Source organism: Methanosarcina hadiensis, from assembly GCF_046529725.1.
GTDB lineage: Archaea > Halobacteriota > Methanosarcinia > Methanosarcinales > Methanosarcinaceae > Methanosarcina > Methanosarcina hadiensis.
In genome coordinates this window covers 1,681,145-1,700,280 of record NZ_CP136241.1, presented here as the reverse complement: position 1 = coordinate 1,700,280, position 19,136 = coordinate 1,681,145, and the positions used below count along the sequence as shown (strand labels likewise).

Here is a 19,136-nt window from a genome sequence, read left to right as displayed (position 1 = left end):
AAAATATTTATACAAAGTTGGAGTATATATCCTGTAACAATTTTGCCTTCAAATCAGTTTTCAATTCTGGTTTATACTTAAAAAGAACTCGATTGCCGCTGACAAAGTCTATTAAAATTTTTAAATTTTTCGCTCCAGCTAAAATATGGCATTTTTGAGACTAGTAAGTTTGAATTGGGAGCTTTTCAAATGCGAATTCAAACTACAGGCTACTTGCAGGTGATAAAGTTGTTTAATCGAATGTTAAGAGTCTTTTTTTTAATAGATTTCTTTATGCTTACATGTATTTCTGTTGCTTTATGCATAACACCTGCACCAGTTGTCTATGTTGCAGGAGATGGCAGCGGTGATTTTAACTGTTCCGGAGATAACGATCATGTACAGATTAACGAGGCCCTTACATACGTTGCCGAAAATGCGGAATATACAACAGTTCACCTCAAGGGGCCTTTTACATATGTTATAGATGATACTCTTCAGATTAGCAGCAATACAATTCTTGAGGGGGATTCCAGTGCGACAATAAAGCTTGCAAAGAATGCCGGCTGGTCATCGGTTAAACCACTGGTAAAGGAAAAAAGTTCAGGCAGCCATAATATTACCATTCGCGGCTTTACTATTGATGGAAACAGGGAAGAGAATACAAATGTGGTCAGCGGAGATGGCTATTATAATCTCATCCACCTGAGCGATTGTCAGAACATAAGCGTATACAATATGTATCTGACCAATAACCACGGAGACGGCCTGAGGGCTGACAATTGTTCCAGCATAAAATTCTATGATAATGAAGCATACTTATTGGGACATGATGTTTTATATGCCATTATCTGTTCAGACGTAGTAGCCTGCAACAATACAATTACCTGCAGAACGAACAGCGGACTGCGGTTATATAATACAAACCATGCAAGTCTCTACAATAATACTATCACCTCCAGGGGTTCAGGTGGTGCGGGAATTGAAATCCAGAAAGATGGGTCATATTTCACAATGGATGACATTGAGATATACAATAATATAATCTACAATACCGCACTGTCAGGAATTCTGGTTTTTGGTTCAGGGAATTATTCTAATTCTTCAGCAAATGTCCACATCCACCATAATCAGGTCTATGATACAGGCACCGATTCAAATAGCGAAGTAGTAGGCGGGATCCTGTCCGAAGGGTTCAATGGGCTCATTGAAAACAATGTGGTTGACGGGGCATATGGGTGCGGTATTGTGCAGAAAGAAGCGTATTATTTGTCTCACGATGGTTCAGGATACGTGGTCACAGTAAAAAACAATATAGTAACCAATACTCGTAAATCAGTGGCCGGAGCAGAAGGATATGGAATATGCAATAAGCTTACAGACTCACACTCTTTTGTCACGCAGAATAATTCTTTCTACAACAACTCAGGCGGCAACTATGAAGGCGTTAACGCATCAGCCTGGGATATAACAGAAGATCCCCAATACGCAGATCGGGATAATCACGACTATCACCTGAAGTCAAAAGTGGGCCGCTGGAATGGCAGTAACTGGGTGAATGACAATATAAGTTCTCCATGTATCGATACAGGAGATCCTCTATCGGATTATTCCAATGAACCGGAACCAAACGGAAACAGGACCAACATGGGCAGGTATGGAAATACGGAATATGCCTCGAAATCAGAGTTTGAAGTGTTAAATAATAGCAGTGAAGATGACAATGACAGCAATGAAGAAGATGGCAGGGGGAAAGGCAGTAAGAGCAGCAGTAGCGGTGGCGGCACAGGAGGCTCGCCAGAACCTGCAAAGAATATTGAGGTTAAGGAACTTTCCCAGGTCTTCATTACAAACGGAAAGACTATAAAGTTTGATTTCACGAAAAATGCAACATGCGTTGTTCATATCAGCTTCGATTCAAAGAAAACAGCTGGTAAGACAACGGCAATTGTTGAGATATTGAAGAATAAATCAACTCTTACTCCGGGTAAGCTCCAGGGAGAGGTTTGTAATTACCTGAATACCTGGGTTGGGAACAGCGGTTATGCAACTGAAAAGAACATCGAAAATGCAACTGTATGTTTTAAAGTTGAAAAAGAATGGATACAAAATGAAAAGATTGAGCACTCTTCTATCACCCTGAACAGGTACAGTGATACAACATGGAATCCTCTCTTAACCAGCTTATCAGGGGAAGATGAAACGTATCTGTATTTCACAGCCAGAACCCCGGGATTCTCTTCCTTTGCGATAACAGGCAGGGTCATAGAAAAAGAAAATGTAACTGAAATACTGCCCGAAGCTGACACTCAGGATCTTGAACAAGGCGAGAATACCGAATCGGATATTGAGCTGAAGTTTGAGAAGGCAGGTAAAGGCGTCTCTCAGAATGAAAAGTTAAGTATGCCCGGTTTTGAAATGATCTACTGTATTTTCGGGCTGTTTGGAGCATTCCTGCATAAAAAGAAACAATATTGAATAAATAGAATTAGATAATAAAGTTAAATTTAGTTAGCAGGATATGATCGATTTTACTATCTAATTTTGCCTCTTTTCGGTTCATGTGGATTATTAATTTCTTTTTTTGCCAGGACAGGAAGAGTTATTAACTATTTTTTTTGTTACTATTCTAGGGAAACAGGATGAGAAGGTATAGATGAATAAGCAAGGAATTTTGATTATATTTCTGATTCTTATATTGGCAGTCAGCATTAAAATGGGACTGCCGGGACAGAGTCAGGAGAGTCTCGGAGCTGATGAGGTCTGCATTAAGGACAGGTGCTTTACAGTAGAGATTGCAGCAAACCAGTCCCAGAGAGAGTATGGCCTAATGAACAGGGAACATCTGGACCCCGACAGAGGGATGCTGTTTGTTTTTGAAGGAGATGGGTATCATTCTTTCTGGATGAAAAACACTCTAATACCACTGGATATTATCTGGATAAATTCAAGCCAGGAAATTGTCTATATAGAGAGGAATGCTCAACCATGTACACCGGATTATTGTCCGCTTATCGATCCCTGGACAAATGCCAGTTATGTCCTGGAAATAAACGGGGGCCTGTGCGATGAATATGATATTAACGCAGGGGATAAGGTAAACATAGGTTATTTATCACAACCAGACTCAAAAGAGAATATCTAACAGAAAGTGCAGTAATTTATTCCCGCATTCTGGAAGTATAATTTTCTGTTGATGACGGATTAAGCATTCTGGTTTAAGCACCCTGATTTAGGTACTCTGGTTTAAGCACCTGAAAAGAAAAAGAAGTTATGGAGATTGAAAATTCGTAAAGGCCAAAAATAAAGATTTCGATTTAAGCCCGCGAGATCAGTGAAAATTATGAATGATTGCTCCAGGTGCAATTGAAGAAGCAGGTTCAAATTTAATGAATTAAAAAAGAATACAAAAATAAGAGTCTTCAGGATAAAAAAAGAAAATATTTAGTATTAATTGCACGGTGATCCGTCACCATGCTACCCTGTATCCGAAAACCGAATCCTGACATCCCTGACATAATCCGGAAGTTTCGAATTCCTTTACAAAAGCTCTATTCCGAAATTCAGCTTTGTCTACTATTTCTGAGCATAAAGGACATCTGCACGTTTTTACTGCCGTAATTTCTCGCCTGAATTCAAATGCTTTTAATAAACGCTTTTTTTCTATGTACAAGATTATCACCTCTGTAATTTCATGATACAGTACGTCGCTTCCATAAAACCACATAAAAAGAAGAGAAATACAGGTGGTTTTGTCCTTTCAGCTTAAATGCCGAACGCTCCGCGATATCCGTATCAACAAGTAATTATGTAACAATGGGTAAAGCTGGTGTTTCTATTCTTTCAACAGGGGGGTTTGTTCATGAGTTTTGTTATAAAAGCAGTAATGATCCTTTGAATTTTATGGCGGATCCAATTCACAGGATCTAATTTGCATATAGTAATCTACGGACAACAATATAAATGTATTGATTTTTTTTAAGACATCTCTTATTAAATACTGATTATAAAAAGTACAGAGCCGTTCAGTGTATTATGATAGTGTTCTGGAAAGAAATCGATCTTGTATCCTATTTTTGTATCAAATCTTTTTTCTTCTTCCGTCGGTTATTCCTCTCTTGAAAGCATAATACTTCAAATATTTAGAGAAATTACTCTGGACATGTCCAGGCATTTTTTTTAACAGTTTCTCTGATACCTTTTCCCACTCTCCTGCTTTCTCAAAACTTTTCATAGCAAGAGCTTCAGCCGATTCCGGATTGGCAATATGGGTTGACTTTGCCCCTCCTGCATTAACTACATCAATGATTGCCTGCGGGTTATCTACCAGCGGGCAGGGCCTTAACGGGTTTTTCGAAAATGGCTGGGCATTTCTGAAAGTCGTGAAGAATTTAGACCTGAGGGCTTCAGCGAGGGACATCTCATATATGTTCGAATCCGAATAGTGGCAAAACGCACAGGGTTCAACGTCACCCTTAGCATTGATATGAACAAAACCAACACCCGCAGCAATGCAACCGAAGGACAGATGCCCATTGTTCAGGAAATCTATTGCTACATAATCATGTTTTATGCAGTAATCCCTGACTCTTTCCATTACGTATGCTCTTTGCTCGGCAGTGCACACCAGAGAAGTATCCGCACCGCTTCCTACCGGCATATACTGGAATAACCACCCAAACCAGGCACCTTTCTGGCGCATGTAATCAAGAAATTCATCGCTGGATATGGTCTTATAGTTCTTTGAATGATAGCAGGCTGAAAAAGCAAATGCAATGCCTCTGGACCTTAAAATATCCATAGCCCTGACCGCTTTATCGTAAACACCCTCCCCTCTTCTGAAGTCTGTTTCTTCTTTTGTTCCTTCTATACTTATAAAAACATTCAAATTACCCAGTTTAGCCATTTCATCGGCAAATTTTTCATCGATCAGAGTGGCATTGGTAAATGCACCGAATGTCATTTTGTTATGTTTTTTGCATAGTTTCAGGATATCGTCTTTCCTGAGTAAAGGTTCACCACCGGTCATCAGACAGTCCATGATTCCCAGTTCTTCAGCCTGATCTAATATGTCGTCAAGCTTTTCGTATGAAATATTGTGGCCGCTCTCATAATCCTGGGACCAGCACCCTTTACATTTCAAATTACAATTACTGGTAGGATCTAACAGAAGAACCCTTGGAATGGAACACTTATTTTTAATTCCATTGTACAGCTCTTTCAAAGTAATGAAATTGCCCATTGTTAAACGAGTTGACATTCCTTTAGCAAAAAAGAATTGCTTACTCCTGTAGACGTAAGCCTTATGGTGTGGAAAAGGGGGAATCTCTTCTTTTTTTCCATTGATTATCAAATATTTCACTTGCAAAACCTCAGACCTTTTTTTCATTCACAGATACTTTCTGTGGATATTACTCCATCAAAAACAAATTCACTATCCGGGGTTGATGTCAACTGATTATTTTAAGTCACGGGAGAACTGAATAGATACTTGATAAATATTCTTCCATTACACTTATGTTTTCCTCTTTGATTCATTTATCCGGAGATGGAAATAATAAGGATTGAATGAAACCAGATCTCTGCTAATTGATTATCTGAATAATGAACTGTTCTTTTTATGTTGGGTCTGCCTTTTGCAGCACATTGAACACCCAGAAACAGGTTTGAAGGAGATATAGAAGCTTTAGAAAAAACATATTCAGGCTGATGGTCTGGTCTATATTGGGAAAGAGCCGAGAATATTGAGGATCAGCCTTTAAATATTACACGTGCTCAGTTTTCGCTAATCCGAAAGATATTAAGCAGAAGATTTAGTAAGCAGAAATTTAAACTTAAACCCAAAAGAAGCCGGGGAATTAGAAATAAAATACCTGGGCTTTCTTCCTGTGAATAATCTTTATATTGAAAATTAAACATTACGAGATTTCAATCTGGATCTGTTTATTACATATGCCTTATGGTTGTCAATATCCTCAATAAAATCCAGAATCACAGCCTTCTGGTTTTTTGAGGACTCTAATTTTGCTTCATTTATTAAACTCAGAATTTTAATTACTGCTAATTCACGGTTGACAGCTTTGCCACAATATATCGTATACACGCTGGATTCGTCTTCTATTTGCCCGATTTTTACATCTATTTTATTTGGTTCACTATATAAGATGGATTCAATTTGATCAGCGTTGACAAAACCCCTGCTGGAGTGAATATAAACTGTGTGCATGGTTATCATATTTAATATAAATAATCTAATTAAATACATTGTCCATAGATATCTGATATCTGGCTATTCATGCTTCTTGCGAAATTTCATGTATGCGGTCATGGATACAGTGAAAAATGATCACAGAACTTGCAGCTGATCCAACTATAGTAGTTCTATCGTCCTTAAAGGTACATTGGAAAACTGTCCAATTGTAGGTGAAGCCTTCGTATTAGCTGGTCGAATATGGAAGGTACGCGATGTTGATGAAGAGCGTAAAATCATATATGTTAACCCTGTAAAAAACAACTGTATACCACATTGGAACGGTTCTGGAGGTCATATCCATACGAAAATTATCCAGAGAATTGGGCAAATTTTAAGGGAGGATACTCAATATAGTTATTTGCAACCAAAAGCATCGCAGGTAATTGATGATGCGCGCTTTATTGCCAGAGAAACAGGGATACTGCAAAAAAGTATTATTCCCTATACTGAACGATCATTTTACTTGTGTCCATGGGTAGGAAGTAAAACATTACAGACAATTAAGAATCTGCTGACATGCGGTCTAAAAGCTTCGCTTCGAATTTATTCTGTTTTTGAGGGAAATAATTATTTGCAGATAACCAGTGACCTATCTGTTGCTGAGTTTACTGATGAGCTGTCCAAGCTTCAAATCAACTTCAACGACCCCGATATGGTACTACCCAAAAATCAAGTACCAAGGGTTGACAAATATGATAAGATGATTCCTGATAAATTATTGCGAGTGGCGTTTCTTCATAATGAATTGGACCTGAAAGTGGCTTTTGAAGTACTGAAAGGACTATAATAAAAGAGCGATAAAAGAGCTAGGTACAAAGTGTGCTTGTTCCGTTTTTCCAGTTCACTTACATAAGGTTAATTTTTTCTACGGCCTTATAGAAAACCTATAATAAATCTTACATATCAGAGTACAAAAAAATTTTACAGCATTTAATATATTTTGGAAAAGAGAGTTTTGGCATACAGAATATTTACTACATATGTAGTAGAAAATTAATATGTTTAATTATATAGATAGTAGTATAAAGCAATACAAAACTATCAGACTTTCTAAAAGTGTATTTTCTGACCTGAAAGCTTTGCAGAAGAATGGTGAATCGATTCCGGATACCATTAGAAGACTCACAACGGTTACTCTGATTGTGCCAAAGAAATTCAATACAGGTATGCAAGAGATATAATGAATGATGGATCGTTTACTCAGTATATCTCTATCACTGCGTCTAATAAAAGCAGATATGGTTCACGATATAGTGAATATTTCATGACAATGGGAGAAGAAATGAACGATATTGTCAGGCTCCCAAAAGATGTCATCGATGAAATCAGCTGGATGCCATAACACCCGGACGAGATATTCAATACTACTATTTTCACATTGATATCTATAGAGAAGGCTTTAATGGAATGGAATAAAGAAGACAAAAAATAAAACTAATATTATACTTCCAGTTACTAAAATTTCTATAACCTTATCTTCTGGTAATCTTTGGAGAGTTAACTTTTAAAATTAACTATTGTGCGCCGTTTCTACGTGAGCGTACACTTTTTTGAGCATCCTGTATCCTGAAAACAGATTCAGAGATAGATATAACAACAAAAAACAGATGCGAGGGGTGGGATTCGAACCCACGAAATCCTTCGATATCGGATCTTAAGTCCGACGCCTTTGGCCTGGCTGGGCAACCCTCGCGCATGGAGAAAAGCTGGTTGTTTGAGCCGCGGAAATTTCGTTACGCAGACATGCTTTAAATAAAGTTAAATTATTTAAAGTTTATTCTCTGCTTATGGAGATTACATTTCTTGGCACTGGAGTTGCAATCCCTCAAAAGGGTCGAGTACAGTCCGGAGTAATAGTCAGGCTTGAGAAAAAACCTCTGCTTATTGACTGCGGGAGCGGCGTTTTGAGTCGTTTTCCCGATGCCGGAATCTTACATACGAATGTTGACACCGTACTTCTTTCACACCTTCATCTTGACCATGTAGCTGACCTGATCCCCCTCCTGAAGGCAAACTGGCTCAGAGGAAAAACAGATATGCGGATATACGGCCCTGAGGGGACGGACGACTGGTTTTCAACGGTGCTCGGAGCTTACGAATACATTCTTGACGGGGTAGATGTGAGTGTTACGGAGCTCGCCCCTGGAAAAGAATTTACACCTGAAGGTTTTGACTGTGAAATAACCTGCGCAGCCGCAGCACACAGCGTTCCCACTCTTGCATACCGCGTGACTGCGGAAGATGGAGAAATTGTTTACTCAGGGGACACCGAGCCATGCAGGGATGTAATGGATCTGGCAGTTGAAACCGACCTCCTTATTCACGAATGCTCTTTCCCGGCAGGCACAAAGGTAACAAACCACACAACTCCCAGTACCCTGGCTGAAATGCTTGAAGAATACAACGGGGAAATAGGGAGCATCTGCCTGACACATTTCTATCCTGAAATGAAAGGGCATGAAAGAGAAGCAATACACCGCCTTAAGGACTACGTTGAAGGCGAGATAATTCTTGCAGAAGACCTTATGAGGCTTGAGCTTTAATTCCTCCTGAACGCCCCGCCGATCCGTCTCGCCCGAGTCCCGCCTCGGGAGGGCGGTGTCCTTCCCGAGTTTCGCATCGGGAGCACGATGTCCTTTTCGCTTCGCTCAAGAGGACTAATTCAGAAGATATAAAGCGAGCCGAGGCGCGGGCTTAGCTTACAATAATTTTGACCTCATACAGCCTGTTAACTACATAATAATACGTTCTACATTTCCTTCCATTTTTTGTAGAGGGTTTGCAGGCTGATTGTAATCTATTAAGAAAATTCAAAAATCAATGTGAAAATTTGAAGACCGGAAACTCATCTCTTAAATAGCATAAACATAAAATCATGTTTCGTACGGAAAATTAGAAATTTAATTTAACCAGAGTTATGTTTATTGTGGGTGATTATCATGGCAAGAATACTTTCAGAAACAGATATTGGGATCTTAAAAACAGTTGCTCCGGAATGCGAAGGGTACCTCTGTTCGGGGTCAGGAGTTAACTACCGTTCCATCCTTCCGCCTCTTGCAAACCACTATTCTAAAGATGCAGATGATTTCCTTAGAAGAATTAAACTGCTGTCCAGATACGACCTTGAATACCTTGTAAGGCTCATCTTTTCGGGAGAAGAAAGTCTGGGGTGTATACCTTTTGATTATTTTGTTCTTTTTGTTGAAAACGTATCAGAAAGGCTTGGAAAGGATATTGCAGATCAGGTAAAAAAATCGTACGAAAATTCTGAATGCCCGGACTGAAAAATCCTGCAGGGCAGAAAAAAAGCAGAAAAAAAGAAAAAGCTGAGAAGGTCAACTGAAAAAAGGTACTGATACTCTTATCTGATAATTAAGATAGATATCTGTACCTTTCAGACAGATACATGTACCCTCCTGTGCAGTTACTTTCCATTGTACATCTTTGGTCAGCAAATGAATATCTTAAGGTTCTTCCTGATAACTTTCCAGACTAACTTTCAAGATAACAAATTCGAAGTGCCTATCTTTGCTCTTTTCTTTTTATGCTCTTTTTATGCTCTTTTTATGCTCTTTTCTTTTTATGCTCTTCCGTATTTGTCTTCAAACCTTTCTATGTCATCCTCACCAAGGTAATCTCCCTGTGCGATTTCAATAAAGACAAGGTTCTGGCCGCCTATATTTCTGATGCGGTGGATTTCTTTTACAGAAAGGTCTACAGAATCTCCTGGAAGTGTTCTTATCTGGTCACCGTTTTTAGTTACAAGCCCTTCGCCAATGACTATGTACCAGTGCTCTTTTCTATGGGCATGGCGCTGAAGTGATATTTCTTCTCCGGGCAGGACAGTTATGCGTTTGACTTTATACCCTGGCTTTTCTGTAAGAATCTCGTAAAAACCCCAGGGTCTTTCTTCTTTACGTTTGCATTTCTCAAGGATCATTTCATAAACTTTAATGTAGTCATCAACCATCCTGTCAGCAGAGAAGCGTTTTTCCACACTTTCCCTGCATTTTTTGCGGGATATGGAACCGAGCTTCTGTACAGCGTTTACAGCTTCATCTACATTATTTACCAGGAACCCTGTTTCTCCGTCCATAATCAGTTCAGGCATTGAGCCTTTGTTTACTGCAATTACAGGTGTCCCACAGGTAAGGGCTTCAACTACACCGAGCCCGAAAGCCTCTTCGTAATTGATCATATGAAGGAGAGCCCTGGCGTTTGAGAGGAGGTCTTTTTTACGTTCCTGGGATACGTGACCTTCGTAAATGATCTGTTCGCTGTCAATATGAGGAGCGACTTCGTTTTCGAAGTATTCCGGATCGGCAATAAAGCCAGCGATTTTCAGCTTCATTCCTGTCCTTTTTGCGACCTCTATTGCTTCTTTAGTACCTTTATCCCTGTGAATACGCGATATAAAAAGAAGATAGTCCCCAGGCATGTCATTAAAAGGATAAGTCCGGGTATCTATTCCATGATGGACTGTTGCTATATAATCCAGTTCATTGCACCTGTAGGCGTCACTTATGGAGACATAGAAAGTACTGTTGTTGTATTTTTTATAGACAGGAAGAATTCTTCGTGAAGAAATGCCGTGCACTGTCGTTACAACAGGCGTATTTACAAGTTTGCTGTAAGTAAGAGGCAGATAATCAAAATGGTTATGGATTATATCAAATTCATTTGCCCTTTCAAAAACTTCTGAGATATGCAGGCATTCATACACTTTCACAAGAATGCTTTTATCTTCTTCATATGGTCTTGGACTCACTGCATGAAGTTTTGCTGAAGTATGAGAATCAGCTGTTGCGAAAAGAGTAACATCAATGCCCCGTTTCACCAGTCCTTCGGTTAATAAGGATACCATTGACTCCCACGGACCGTACTTTTTAGGCGGTGTGCTCCAGGCAATAGGAGACAGCATAGCAATTCTAATAAAGATTCCCCCACCAATTCACACTAATTTAATGATTATATTTTTTTTTCTATTTTTTCTATTTTCTATTTTTTTCTCCACCTTCATTTGGGAGGAGTATGTTCATGCCCTTCAAAAAACCTGCAATATTCGTCCGGACACTGCTCCTCAGGACATGAATGAATATATTTCAAAACATCACAAACTTTTGCTGTTGCCAGAGACACGGAGGTATCTGCACTTCCGTAATAAATGCGTATTTCATCGTCTACCAGAACCCAGCCACAGGGGAAAACAACATCATTAACATCCCCACTGCGTTCATACAGCTCACGGGGTCCGAAAACCCAGCCTTCTGACCTGTGGAGAACTTTCCTGGGATCATCCGGGTCAAGGAGGGCCATTCCAAGCCGGTAACTTGATTTGGATGTCGTCTGGCGTACCCCGTGATACATAATTAACCAACCGTCAGACACACGGATCGGTTGTGGGGACAGACCTATCTTGCGTGCATCCCACCACCCCCCATCCCGGGCATACAGAAGAACCTGATGTTCTCCCCAGTACTTCATATCCGGAGAAAAAGAAATCCAGATATTTGCCTTTGCGCCTGCGATATTGGACACAGGCCTGTGCAGCATTGCCCACTTGTCGTTAAATCTCACAGGAAAGATAGCAGCATCTTTATTCTCGGGAGGCATAGTAGGTCCGACTCTTTCAAAGTTATGGAAATCTTCTGTAAATGCGAGGGCAGTCATAGGGCCAGAATCCGAAAAAGCCGTATATGCCACACCCCATTTTCCCATCTCATCCACATAGGTTATGCGCGGGTCCTCAATGCCATATATCTCTTCAGGATAATTTGCCGGATCAGGAGCAAAGGTCGGCTCACTGTCAATCTCCCAGCCGTCTATTCCGTTGTGGCTCCTGGCTATTGTAAAGTGAGAAAAGCCCCTGTGGTCCTCAACCCGCACAAGTAACAGGGTTTTACCGTCAACTATGGCGGCAGCAGGGTTAAAAACGGAATTAGCCTGGTAAGGCCAGTCTTCAACGGTAAGTATAGGATTCCTTTTATATCTTACAAATAGCTCTCCGTGATCTTTCCAGATTACCATATCACCCACTCACTCGGACTGATTTGCTGATAACAGACTTTTTCTTTTTGGTAAAACCTCGTCACTAGCAGCCGGCTGGAACACTGTTCCATAGACTCTGTCTGCGTATTTATTTAAGGAGTTTAAAGCCATGAGGTAACATATTACGGATTCCGCACCCTGGTTACAGTTCATTCCATCGCAGTTGAGCCCGTCGCAGACTGCACCTGTAACAGGGTCATACATAGGAGTTCTCAAACGGTTTCTGCCCAGAAAATATTCAAAAGAATATCTTGCAAGCTCCAGGTATTTTCTCTCCCTTACAGTCTTATAAGCCGAGATATAAGCCTGGGTCAGGTAGCCTGCTTCTATAGGCTGCTGGTCAAAAATTGGTTTTTCGCCATCGCAGGAGTACCAGCCCTGATTTCCAACAATATCAAAAAAGTCGCCTTTCCATTGAATATCGGTAAGGAAGTCCAGAGTGGCAAGTCCTACCTTTCTGTAAGTCCGGTCTTTGGTATAGTTATATGCCAGTATAAGGGATTCGCTGAGTTTTGCGTTACTGTATGTAACTGTGGGCTCAAACCAGTTCCAGCCTTCTTTATGGTTGCTCTCATAAAGGTTAACCAGGGAGTCCGCATGGCTGGCAAATATGGATTCAAAGGTTTCTTTGCCCACAAGGGAATCTACTGACCTTACAGCGTCCCTGCGGGAAACAAAGGTAGCTTCAAAATCATCTGCATCAACACCTGCTCTGAGCATTTCATAAAGCCCGCACATTGTATAGGCTTTTGCTCTGGGATAATTCAGTTTCTCCATCTGCGATTTTGATTTACTGATAAGGGTATGTGCAAGTGTGCGTATATTTTTTGACATGTATGGGCAGCTCACAACATATCCAAGCCCGTAAATCGCACGCCCCAGAGTATCTTCGCTGCCTTCTTCGTCCAGGAATTCCCTTCTATAATTCATGAAGTTGTGGAAGTGTCCGGAAACTGTCTGTGCATGCTCAAGGAAACTCATATATGTGGTAATCAATTTCCAGAGCTCTTCGGCTTTTTCCTGGCTGTCAATGAGCTGAATTAGTGCAACAAGTCCTCTGCCTACGTCATCAGTACTGTACCCGTGATGCCTGGCAGGTACGCCCAGATTGGTGTGCTGAATAATGCCCACGTCATCGGTCAGAAGTTTAAGGTAATCGAGTTTAACCTCAGGAAGCTGGTCCGGAAGGAAACTAAATCTATTCCTTATCCTGGGATAGGCATTGTAGTCCTTTAAAGCCTTGCTAAAGACGTTATTATACTCTTTTCCTATGTTTTTCCATGTCATTTTTCTGCCAAAATCATATGCTTTTTTGCGCATGTTGTTACACTCATCTGGATTTTTAATCAGATATAAAAGAGAATCTTTAAAGCCGTCAGTGTCTCCGAAATCTACAAGCATACCACGGTTATCTGAAAGCATCTCCTCTGCATACCAGTAAGGGGTGGATACTATTGCTTTTCCCATACCTATGGCATATGTCAGGGCCCCGCTTACGATCTGTTCTCTGGAGAGGTAAGGAGACGCATAAATATCGCTTGCAAGGATATATTTGCAGAGTTCTTCTTTTTCAACGAATTTGTCGTGAAATACCACATTCCTTTCAAGCCCAAGTTCTGAAACCCTTTTTTTGAGGTAGTCTCTATAGGCTTCTCCGCTGTGCTTTTTGACTACCGGATGAGTAGCACCAAGAATAAGGTATATCAGATCAGGATACTGATCTACAACTCCAGGAAGAGCTTCGAGCATGCTTTCTATGCCTTTGTTCTGGCTCAGCAGACCGAAGGTGAGGACAAGCGGAGAACCTTTCAAGTTAAGCATCCGTTTGTACTTGCCGCAGTTGTTAAACGGATAGTCAGGTAAGCCGTGAAATATAACCTCGATTTTTTCGTCCGGAACGTTATAAACCTCTTTTAGCATATCGACTGCAGTCTGGCTCATTACAACCAGCTTTTCTGAATACTGGATCAATTTCTCGGTGGATGCACGATATTCAGGTAGCGGGTCCCGAATAACCGTATGCAGCGTGGTAATTACTGGTTTGTTTATTCCTGAGAGAACAGTGAAAATGTAATCGCCTGCATTTCCCCAAAAAAGCCCGAATTCGTGTTGAAGGCACACAACATCCGCATCGGACTGGTTTATAAAATCCGCAGCCCGGTGGTAATCTTCGAGTTTATTCCTTTCTATTTGAAAAACGACTTCTTCCGGATAATCATAGGTTTCGGACGGATCATTAAGCGCAATGACTTCACAATGTATGTCGTCATGCACCCCGGATACTGAATTTAAAAGATCGTAAGTAAATGTGGCAATCCCACATTCTTTTGGAACATAAGTTCCTATAAACAAAACTTTCAGTTGCTTATTCAACTATTTCCCCCCAAATTGAGCACTCAGGGTCGCATTCTCACAATAAGAACTTAAAGCACTTAACTGAGTGTGCTCCCCACCAGCAACACTTAATTAAGTTCTTTTACCCTGTTTTATTTTTTTATTTTCAATTTTTCTATTTGTTCTTAGATCAAAATATATCAGCCTCGGTATTTATACAAAGACTATATATCCGCAAAGTTTATCATCGTATTATATCTAACCTATATATACTTGACGCAAAGTGCGCAGCTGTATAGAAAGATATAGTCTAAAGTTTAAAACATATAGTTAGATCTTAAGATCCTGGCAACTAACTGCTCTATTTACCTGCTAAGAGCAATAAATTTACGATCCCCCACGGACCCTCACTTTGCTAACTTTTAGCAAAATGAGTAACAAAATATCGGTTTTATATACAATTGTATTCAATATTATTTAATATTATTTATAAACATAATTCCATTAGTTAGCTATAAATTTTAAGAAATCTGCGACTAAATATCTTAACTGAAAGGGCCAGTATGCACGTTTATCCTGAAGTAAGGTGTGAGAAAATAAGGTGCAGTAATAATTATATTACTTAATTCGAATTTTCTGGTCTACAGAAATAATATAATAATTCTGCTTATGTCTTTAAATTAAGTTTTTTATTATGAATTCCTTTTAATTTGCACCGATTTTTACCTTAAAAGGTCTGACTACAATACTTTTAATTTAACAGATCTGCTGATAAGGCTTTAATTTATACAATAAAGTAACATATCCTATCTTGTTCTTATGAATCTCTTTTTCCCTTATGTATCGGATGGAGGGGATGCTTTGAAAATATTTTTATAATATAATGCATAAAGTATAGTATAACTTTGTTAATTAAATTAGGGGGAGAAACTAATTTAACTGTATTGTTTGTAGCCAGAAGATCCTGTTCAAACAATAAATAAAGCCCTGTAAAGACCTGGGTTATTGTCCAGACCGGAAGACAATACATGACATCCGGTCCGGATCCATTTTAAGGATTTTTTCTGAACAGCGAATAAACAGGTAGTGGATACTGTCTAAGGATTTGCTCCCTGAATCCGAAGTGAATCTATCCCCAAATAATGAATTCCTACAATTTGCAGTCTGGTTCGATTTGAAAATTAACAAATTCCGAACATACTGTTTATTTTTTTGTGCTGTGTAGTTCGGAAATTTATTTAGCATAAATTTAAGGTGGTAACTCTATTGATTCGGAAATCATTAATATTTTTCATAGTAATATGCTTTGCCCTGTCAGGCGTTCCAGGAGCTTTATGTGCAGGTTCCGCACCTGTTGTGTATGTGGCAGGGGATGGCAGTGGAGACTATAATTGCGATGGAAAAGACGATCATTTACAGATAAATCAGGCCCTTAAATTCGTAGCAGAAAATCCAGATTATACAACTGTTTACCTCAAAGGTCCTTTTACCTATATTATTGACGATACCCTTTTGATTGGAAGCAACACGGTCCTTACAGGGGATCCCGGTGCAAAAATAAAGCTTGTAAGCAATGCTAACTGGGATGCCTGGAAGCCAATGATTAAAGAAAAAAGTACAGGCAGTAGTGGGATTTCAATCCACGGATTTACAATTGACGGAAACCGGGAGGGGAACACGAATGTTGTCAGCGGAAAAGGATATTATAATCTAATTCACCTGACAGGCTGCAAGAACATAAGTGTTTACAATATGTACCTGACCAATAACCATGGAGACGGGCTGAAACTGGGTAGCTGTTCCAGCATAAAATTCTATGACAACGAAATTTATTTGCTTGGACATGACGGCCTCTATGCCAGCAGCTGTTCGGATGTGGAAGCTTATAACAATGAAATAACCTGCAGGACAAACAGCGCCCTCAGGCTTTACAACTCAAACAAAGCCAGCTTTCATGACAATGTGATCAGATCGGAAGGCTCGGGGGGAGCAGGCATTGAAATCCAGAAGTACAACACTCCTGCAATGGACGACATTGAGGTTTACAACAATGTGATCTATAAAACTGCCCTTGCAGGAATCTGGATTTTCGGGTCGGGATCATATTCTGCTTCAACAGCAAATGTCCATATCCACCATAACCAGATCTATGATACCGGGACTAAAAGCAGCAATAGCATAATCGGAGGTATTGTATCCAACGGGTTCAGCGGGCTTATTGAAAATAACGTAATAGACGGGGCCTACGGAACCGGAATTGTTCAGAAAACCGTATATTCTCCAGCCCCGGCAGGTTCGGGTTTTGTTCTTACGGTAAGAAACAACATCATTTCAAACTCCAGGTCCTCATCAGGTGGGGGAAGCGGGCATGGGATAAACAATGAGCTTTCAGGTACTCACTCTTTTGTCCTGCAGAACAACTGCTTTTATGGAAATACGGGCGGAAGTTCCAGAAACATTCAGCTCTCATCATCCGATATTGAAATAGACCCGCAGTTCGCGGACAGAAACAGCCATGATTACCATCTGAAATCAAAAGCAGGAAGATGGGACGGAAAAAGCTGGGTAACAGACAGTACGAGCTCTCCCTGTATCGATTCAGGATACGTCTCTTCGGATTATTCTGAAGAACCTCAGGATAACGGAGGCAGGATTAACATAGGGGCATACGGAAATACAATATATGCTTCCAAATCCGGAACAAAGGCAATAGATACCAATCAGGCACCTGTGATGAATAGTATCCAGAATACAACTGTAGAAACCGGAAGTATCCTGGCCTTCACAGTGAGCGCCTCGGATGGAAATGGAGATACTCTTACTTATTCCGCTTTAAATCTCCCGGAAGGCGCAACTTTAGACAGCAAATCAGGCATTTTCAGATGGGCTCCGAGTGCCGGACAGGAAGGAACTTACATTCTAACCTTTGAGGTAAGTGATGGAAAGCTGAATGCCTCAGCCACCGCAACCATAAATGTTGTCAAAAAGGAAAGCCCTTCTCCTGCAGCAGGAGAATTCTATGATAACCGCCTGCGTGAAGCTTCCCCTGATACTGTCTTCCAGAATACCTCTTTTATTGATGTCGGCGGAATGAGTACAGGCAGGTATAGAGATGTAATGTGGTTTGACCTGAAAGAGTACGATACTTCCACAGAAATTAAAAACGCAACTCTTTCCCTTTACTGGTACTATCCTGCAGGAAGCTCAAGGCCAAGTGACACCATAATTGAGGTTTACAGACCTGCCTCTGCCTGGGACTCAAACTATGTGAGCTGGAATAACAGGGACAAAGGAGTTGCGTGGAAGAATGCAGGAGGAGACTGGTACGATAAGAGTGGGGTTTTGCAGGGAAACACTCCTTATGCAACAATCACCATTAAGGGAAGCACTCTTCCTGACAATAAATACTATGAACTGGACGTGAAAGATCTCGTGAAAGAGTATGTTAGCGGAAAGTATGCAAATACCGGTTTCTTCATAAAAGCAAGGAATGAAAACAACAATTATATTGCATTCTACAGCAACGAATGCGGAAGCGCTAGCAAAGTACCGGAGTTAAACATAACAGAGAAAGAATCTTCAGTAACGCCTGAAACCATTATACCCGAAACCACTAACGTGACTCTTACCGGAGCAGCGGATAATCGCCTCAGGCAAGCATCACCTTCCACGGTATACCAGAGTTCGGCATTCGTTGATGTGGGTGGAATGAATAATGCCAGGTACAGGGATGTAATGCAGTTTAACCTCAGTGAATATGCAAATTCTAATGTCAGCAATGCAGCCCTTTCCCTTTACTGGTATTACCCTGCAGGAAGCACAAGGCCAAATGATACTGTAATTGAGGTCTACAGGCCTGCTTCTGCATGGAACCCAGGCTATGTAAGCTGGAATAACAGGGACAAAGGAGTTGCGTGGAAGAATGCAGGAGGAGACTGGTACGATAAGAGTGGGGTTTTGCAGGGAAACACTCCTTATGCAACAATTACAATTAAGGGGAGCACTCTTCCTGACAATAAATACTATGAATTGGACGTGACAGATCTCGTAAAAGAGTATGTTAGCGGAAAGTATGCAAATACCGGTTTCTTCATAAAAGCAAGGAATGAAAACAACAATTACATTGCCTTCTACAGTACGGAGGCAGGAAGTGAGGATCAGCGACCGAAATTGAGCCTGAGACTGAAATGATTATACTGATTTAACTTTCAGAAAGGTATTCTTTTAACAAGTCCATTGAGTACAAAACTATGACCGTTTTGAAAAGCAGGACTCTGAAAAGCAGGAATTGCTTGAGAAATTAATGCTTTTCAGTCCTGTAAACCTTTCTGAATATCCTTTTTTGATAGAAATCCTCTGACATCAAGTGAGTTCAGATTTCCGTTACCGGATGCAGAGGTTTGCAGATTCTGCGCTGAGATTCAGCCAGGAATTTTAACAGATTCAACAGGGACACGATGTTAAATTCAGCTCTGAATCATTTTAAGTGAAAGTTTATTATACAAATTTGATTATATTTTTG

12 protein-coding genes and 1 tRNA gene are annotated in these 19,136 nt (G+C 40.3%); 7 read left to right on the top strand and 6 right to left on the bottom strand.

Annotated features, from left to right (window positions below; translation table 11 throughout):
- Positions 1 to 273: 273 nt before the first annotated feature.
- The gene (locus RSJ42_RS07295; RefSeq protein WP_410509919.1) at positions 274 to 2,457 is read left to right on the top strand and encodes a PGF-pre-PGF domain-containing protein; all 2,184 of its coding nucleotides are present in this window, start codon (positions 274 to 276) and stop codon (positions 2,455 to 2,457) included.
- A 220-nt stretch (positions 2,458 to 2,677) separates the two neighbouring features.
- The gene (locus RSJ42_RS07290; protein WP_410509918.1) at positions 2,678 to 3,124 is read left to right on the top strand and encodes a DUF192 domain-containing protein; all 447 of its coding nucleotides are present in this window, start codon (positions 2,678 to 2,680) and stop codon (positions 3,122 to 3,124) included.
- Positions 3,125 to 4,060: 936 nt separating this feature from the next.
- Here the strand turns inward: RSJ42_RS07290 and RSJ42_RS07285 are convergent.
- Positions 4,061 to 5,341 carry a radical SAM protein gene (locus RSJ42_RS07285; RefSeq protein ID WP_410509917.1) on the bottom strand — a complete coding sequence of 427 codons (1,281 nt, stop codon included), beginning with the start codon at positions 5,339 to 5,341 and terminating at the stop codon, positions 4,061 to 4,063.
- A 549-nt stretch (positions 5,342 to 5,890) separates the two neighbouring features.
- Positions 5,891 to 6,214 (bottom strand): hypothetical protein, encoded by a 324-nt coding sequence (locus RSJ42_RS07280; protein WP_410509916.1) that lies wholly within the window; start codon positions 6,212 to 6,214, stop codon positions 5,891 to 5,893.
- A 166-nt stretch (positions 6,215 to 6,380) separates the two neighbouring features.
- Here RSJ42_RS07280 and RSJ42_RS07275 point away from each other — a divergent pair, with 166 nt between their 5' ends.
- Together RSJ42_RS07275 and RSJ42_RS07270 are read left to right on the top strand one after the other, a co-directional pair.
- Positions 6,381 to 7,019 (top strand): hypothetical protein, encoded by a 639-nt coding sequence (locus RSJ42_RS07275; RefSeq protein WP_410509915.1) that lies wholly within the window; start codon positions 6,381 to 6,383, stop codon positions 7,017 to 7,019.
- Positions 7,020 to 7,412: 393 nt separating this feature from the next.
- On the top strand, positions 7,413 to 7,574 hold the full coding sequence (locus RSJ42_RS07270) for a hypothetical protein (protein WP_410509914.1): 162 nt from the start codon (positions 7,413 to 7,415) through the stop codon (positions 7,572 to 7,574).
- Between the two features lie 266 nt (positions 7,575 to 7,840).
- On the opposite strand, the gene RSJ42_RS07265 is transcribed toward RSJ42_RS07270, so the two are convergent.
- Positions 7,841 to 7,925 (bottom strand) — tRNA-Leu (locus tag RSJ42_RS07265).
- A gap of 94 nt (positions 7,926 to 8,019) precedes the next feature.
- Between RSJ42_RS07265 and RSJ42_RS07260 the strand changes: the two genes are divergently transcribed.
- Positions 8,020 to 8,775: an MBL fold metallo-hydrolase gene (locus tag RSJ42_RS07260; RefSeq protein ID WP_410509913.1), complete on the top strand. Its 756-nt coding sequence runs from the start codon at positions 8,020 to 8,022 to the stop codon at positions 8,773 to 8,775.
- Positions 8,776 to 9,171: 396 nt separating this feature from the next.
- Positions 9,172 to 9,516 carry a hypothetical protein gene (locus tag RSJ42_RS07255; protein ID WP_410509912.1) on the top strand — a complete coding sequence of 115 codons (345 nt, stop codon included), beginning with the start codon at positions 9,172 to 9,174 and terminating at the stop codon, positions 9,514 to 9,516.
- A gap of 296 nt (positions 9,517 to 9,812) precedes the next feature.
- Here the strand turns inward: RSJ42_RS07255 and RSJ42_RS07250 are convergent, their stop codons facing one another.
- From RSJ42_RS07250 to RSJ42_RS07240, 3 genes are all read right to left on the bottom strand, one after another.
- Positions 9,813 to 11,153: a glycosyltransferase gene (locus tag RSJ42_RS07250; RefSeq protein WP_410509911.1), complete on the bottom strand. Its 1,341-nt coding sequence runs from the start codon at positions 11,151 to 11,153 to the stop codon at positions 9,813 to 9,815.
- Positions 11,154 to 11,248: 95 nt separating this feature from the next.
- Positions 11,249 to 12,259 carry a glycosidase gene (locus RSJ42_RS07245; RefSeq protein WP_410509910.1) on the bottom strand — a complete coding sequence of 337 codons (1,011 nt, stop codon included), beginning with the start codon at positions 12,257 to 12,259 and terminating at the stop codon, positions 11,249 to 11,251.
- A 9-nt stretch (positions 12,260 to 12,268) separates the two neighbouring features.
- A complete protein-coding gene (locus tag RSJ42_RS07240) occupies positions 12,269 to 14,653 on the bottom strand; it encodes a glycosyltransferase family 4 protein (protein WP_410509909.1) in 2,385 nt (794 codons plus the stop codon).
- Between the two features lie 1,227 nt (positions 14,654 to 15,880).
- Between RSJ42_RS07240 and RSJ42_RS07235 the strand changes: the two genes are divergently transcribed.
- Complete coding sequence (locus RSJ42_RS07235) at positions 15,881 to 18,805, top strand: disaggregatase related repeat-containing protein (RefSeq protein WP_410509908.1); 2,925 nt, start codon at positions 15,881 to 15,883, stop codon at positions 18,803 to 18,805.
- Positions 18,806 to 19,136: the final 331 nt, after the last annotated feature.

Excerpts from the sequence above, each read along its gene's own strand:
- RSJ42_RS07295 (WP_410509919.1), top strand. The coding sequence starts at position 274 with ATGCTTACATGTATTTCTGTTGCTTTATGCATAACACCTGCACCAGTT.
- RSJ42_RS07280 (WP_410509916.1), bottom strand. The coding sequence starts at position 6,214 with ATGATAACCATGCACACAGTTTATATTCACTCCAGCAGGGGTTTTGTC.
- RSJ42_RS07270 (WP_410509914.1), top strand. The coding sequence starts at position 7,413 with ATGAATGATGGATCGTTTACTCAGTATATCTCTATCACTGCGTCTAAT.
- RSJ42_RS07260 (WP_410509913.1), top strand. The coding sequence starts at position 8,020 with ATGGAGATTACATTTCTTGGCACTGGAGTTGCAATCCCTCAAAAGGGT.
- RSJ42_RS07255 (WP_410509912.1), top strand. The coding sequence starts at position 9,172 with ATGGCAAGAATACTTTCAGAAACAGATATTGGGATCTTAAAAACAGTT.
- RSJ42_RS07250 (WP_410509911.1), bottom strand. The coding sequence starts at position 11,153 with ATGCTGTCTCCTATTGCCTGGAGCACACCGCCTAAAAAGTACGGTCCG.
- RSJ42_RS07245 (WP_410509910.1), bottom strand. The coding sequence starts at position 12,259 with ATGGTAATCTGGAAAGATCACGGAGAGCTATTTGTAAGATATAAAAGG.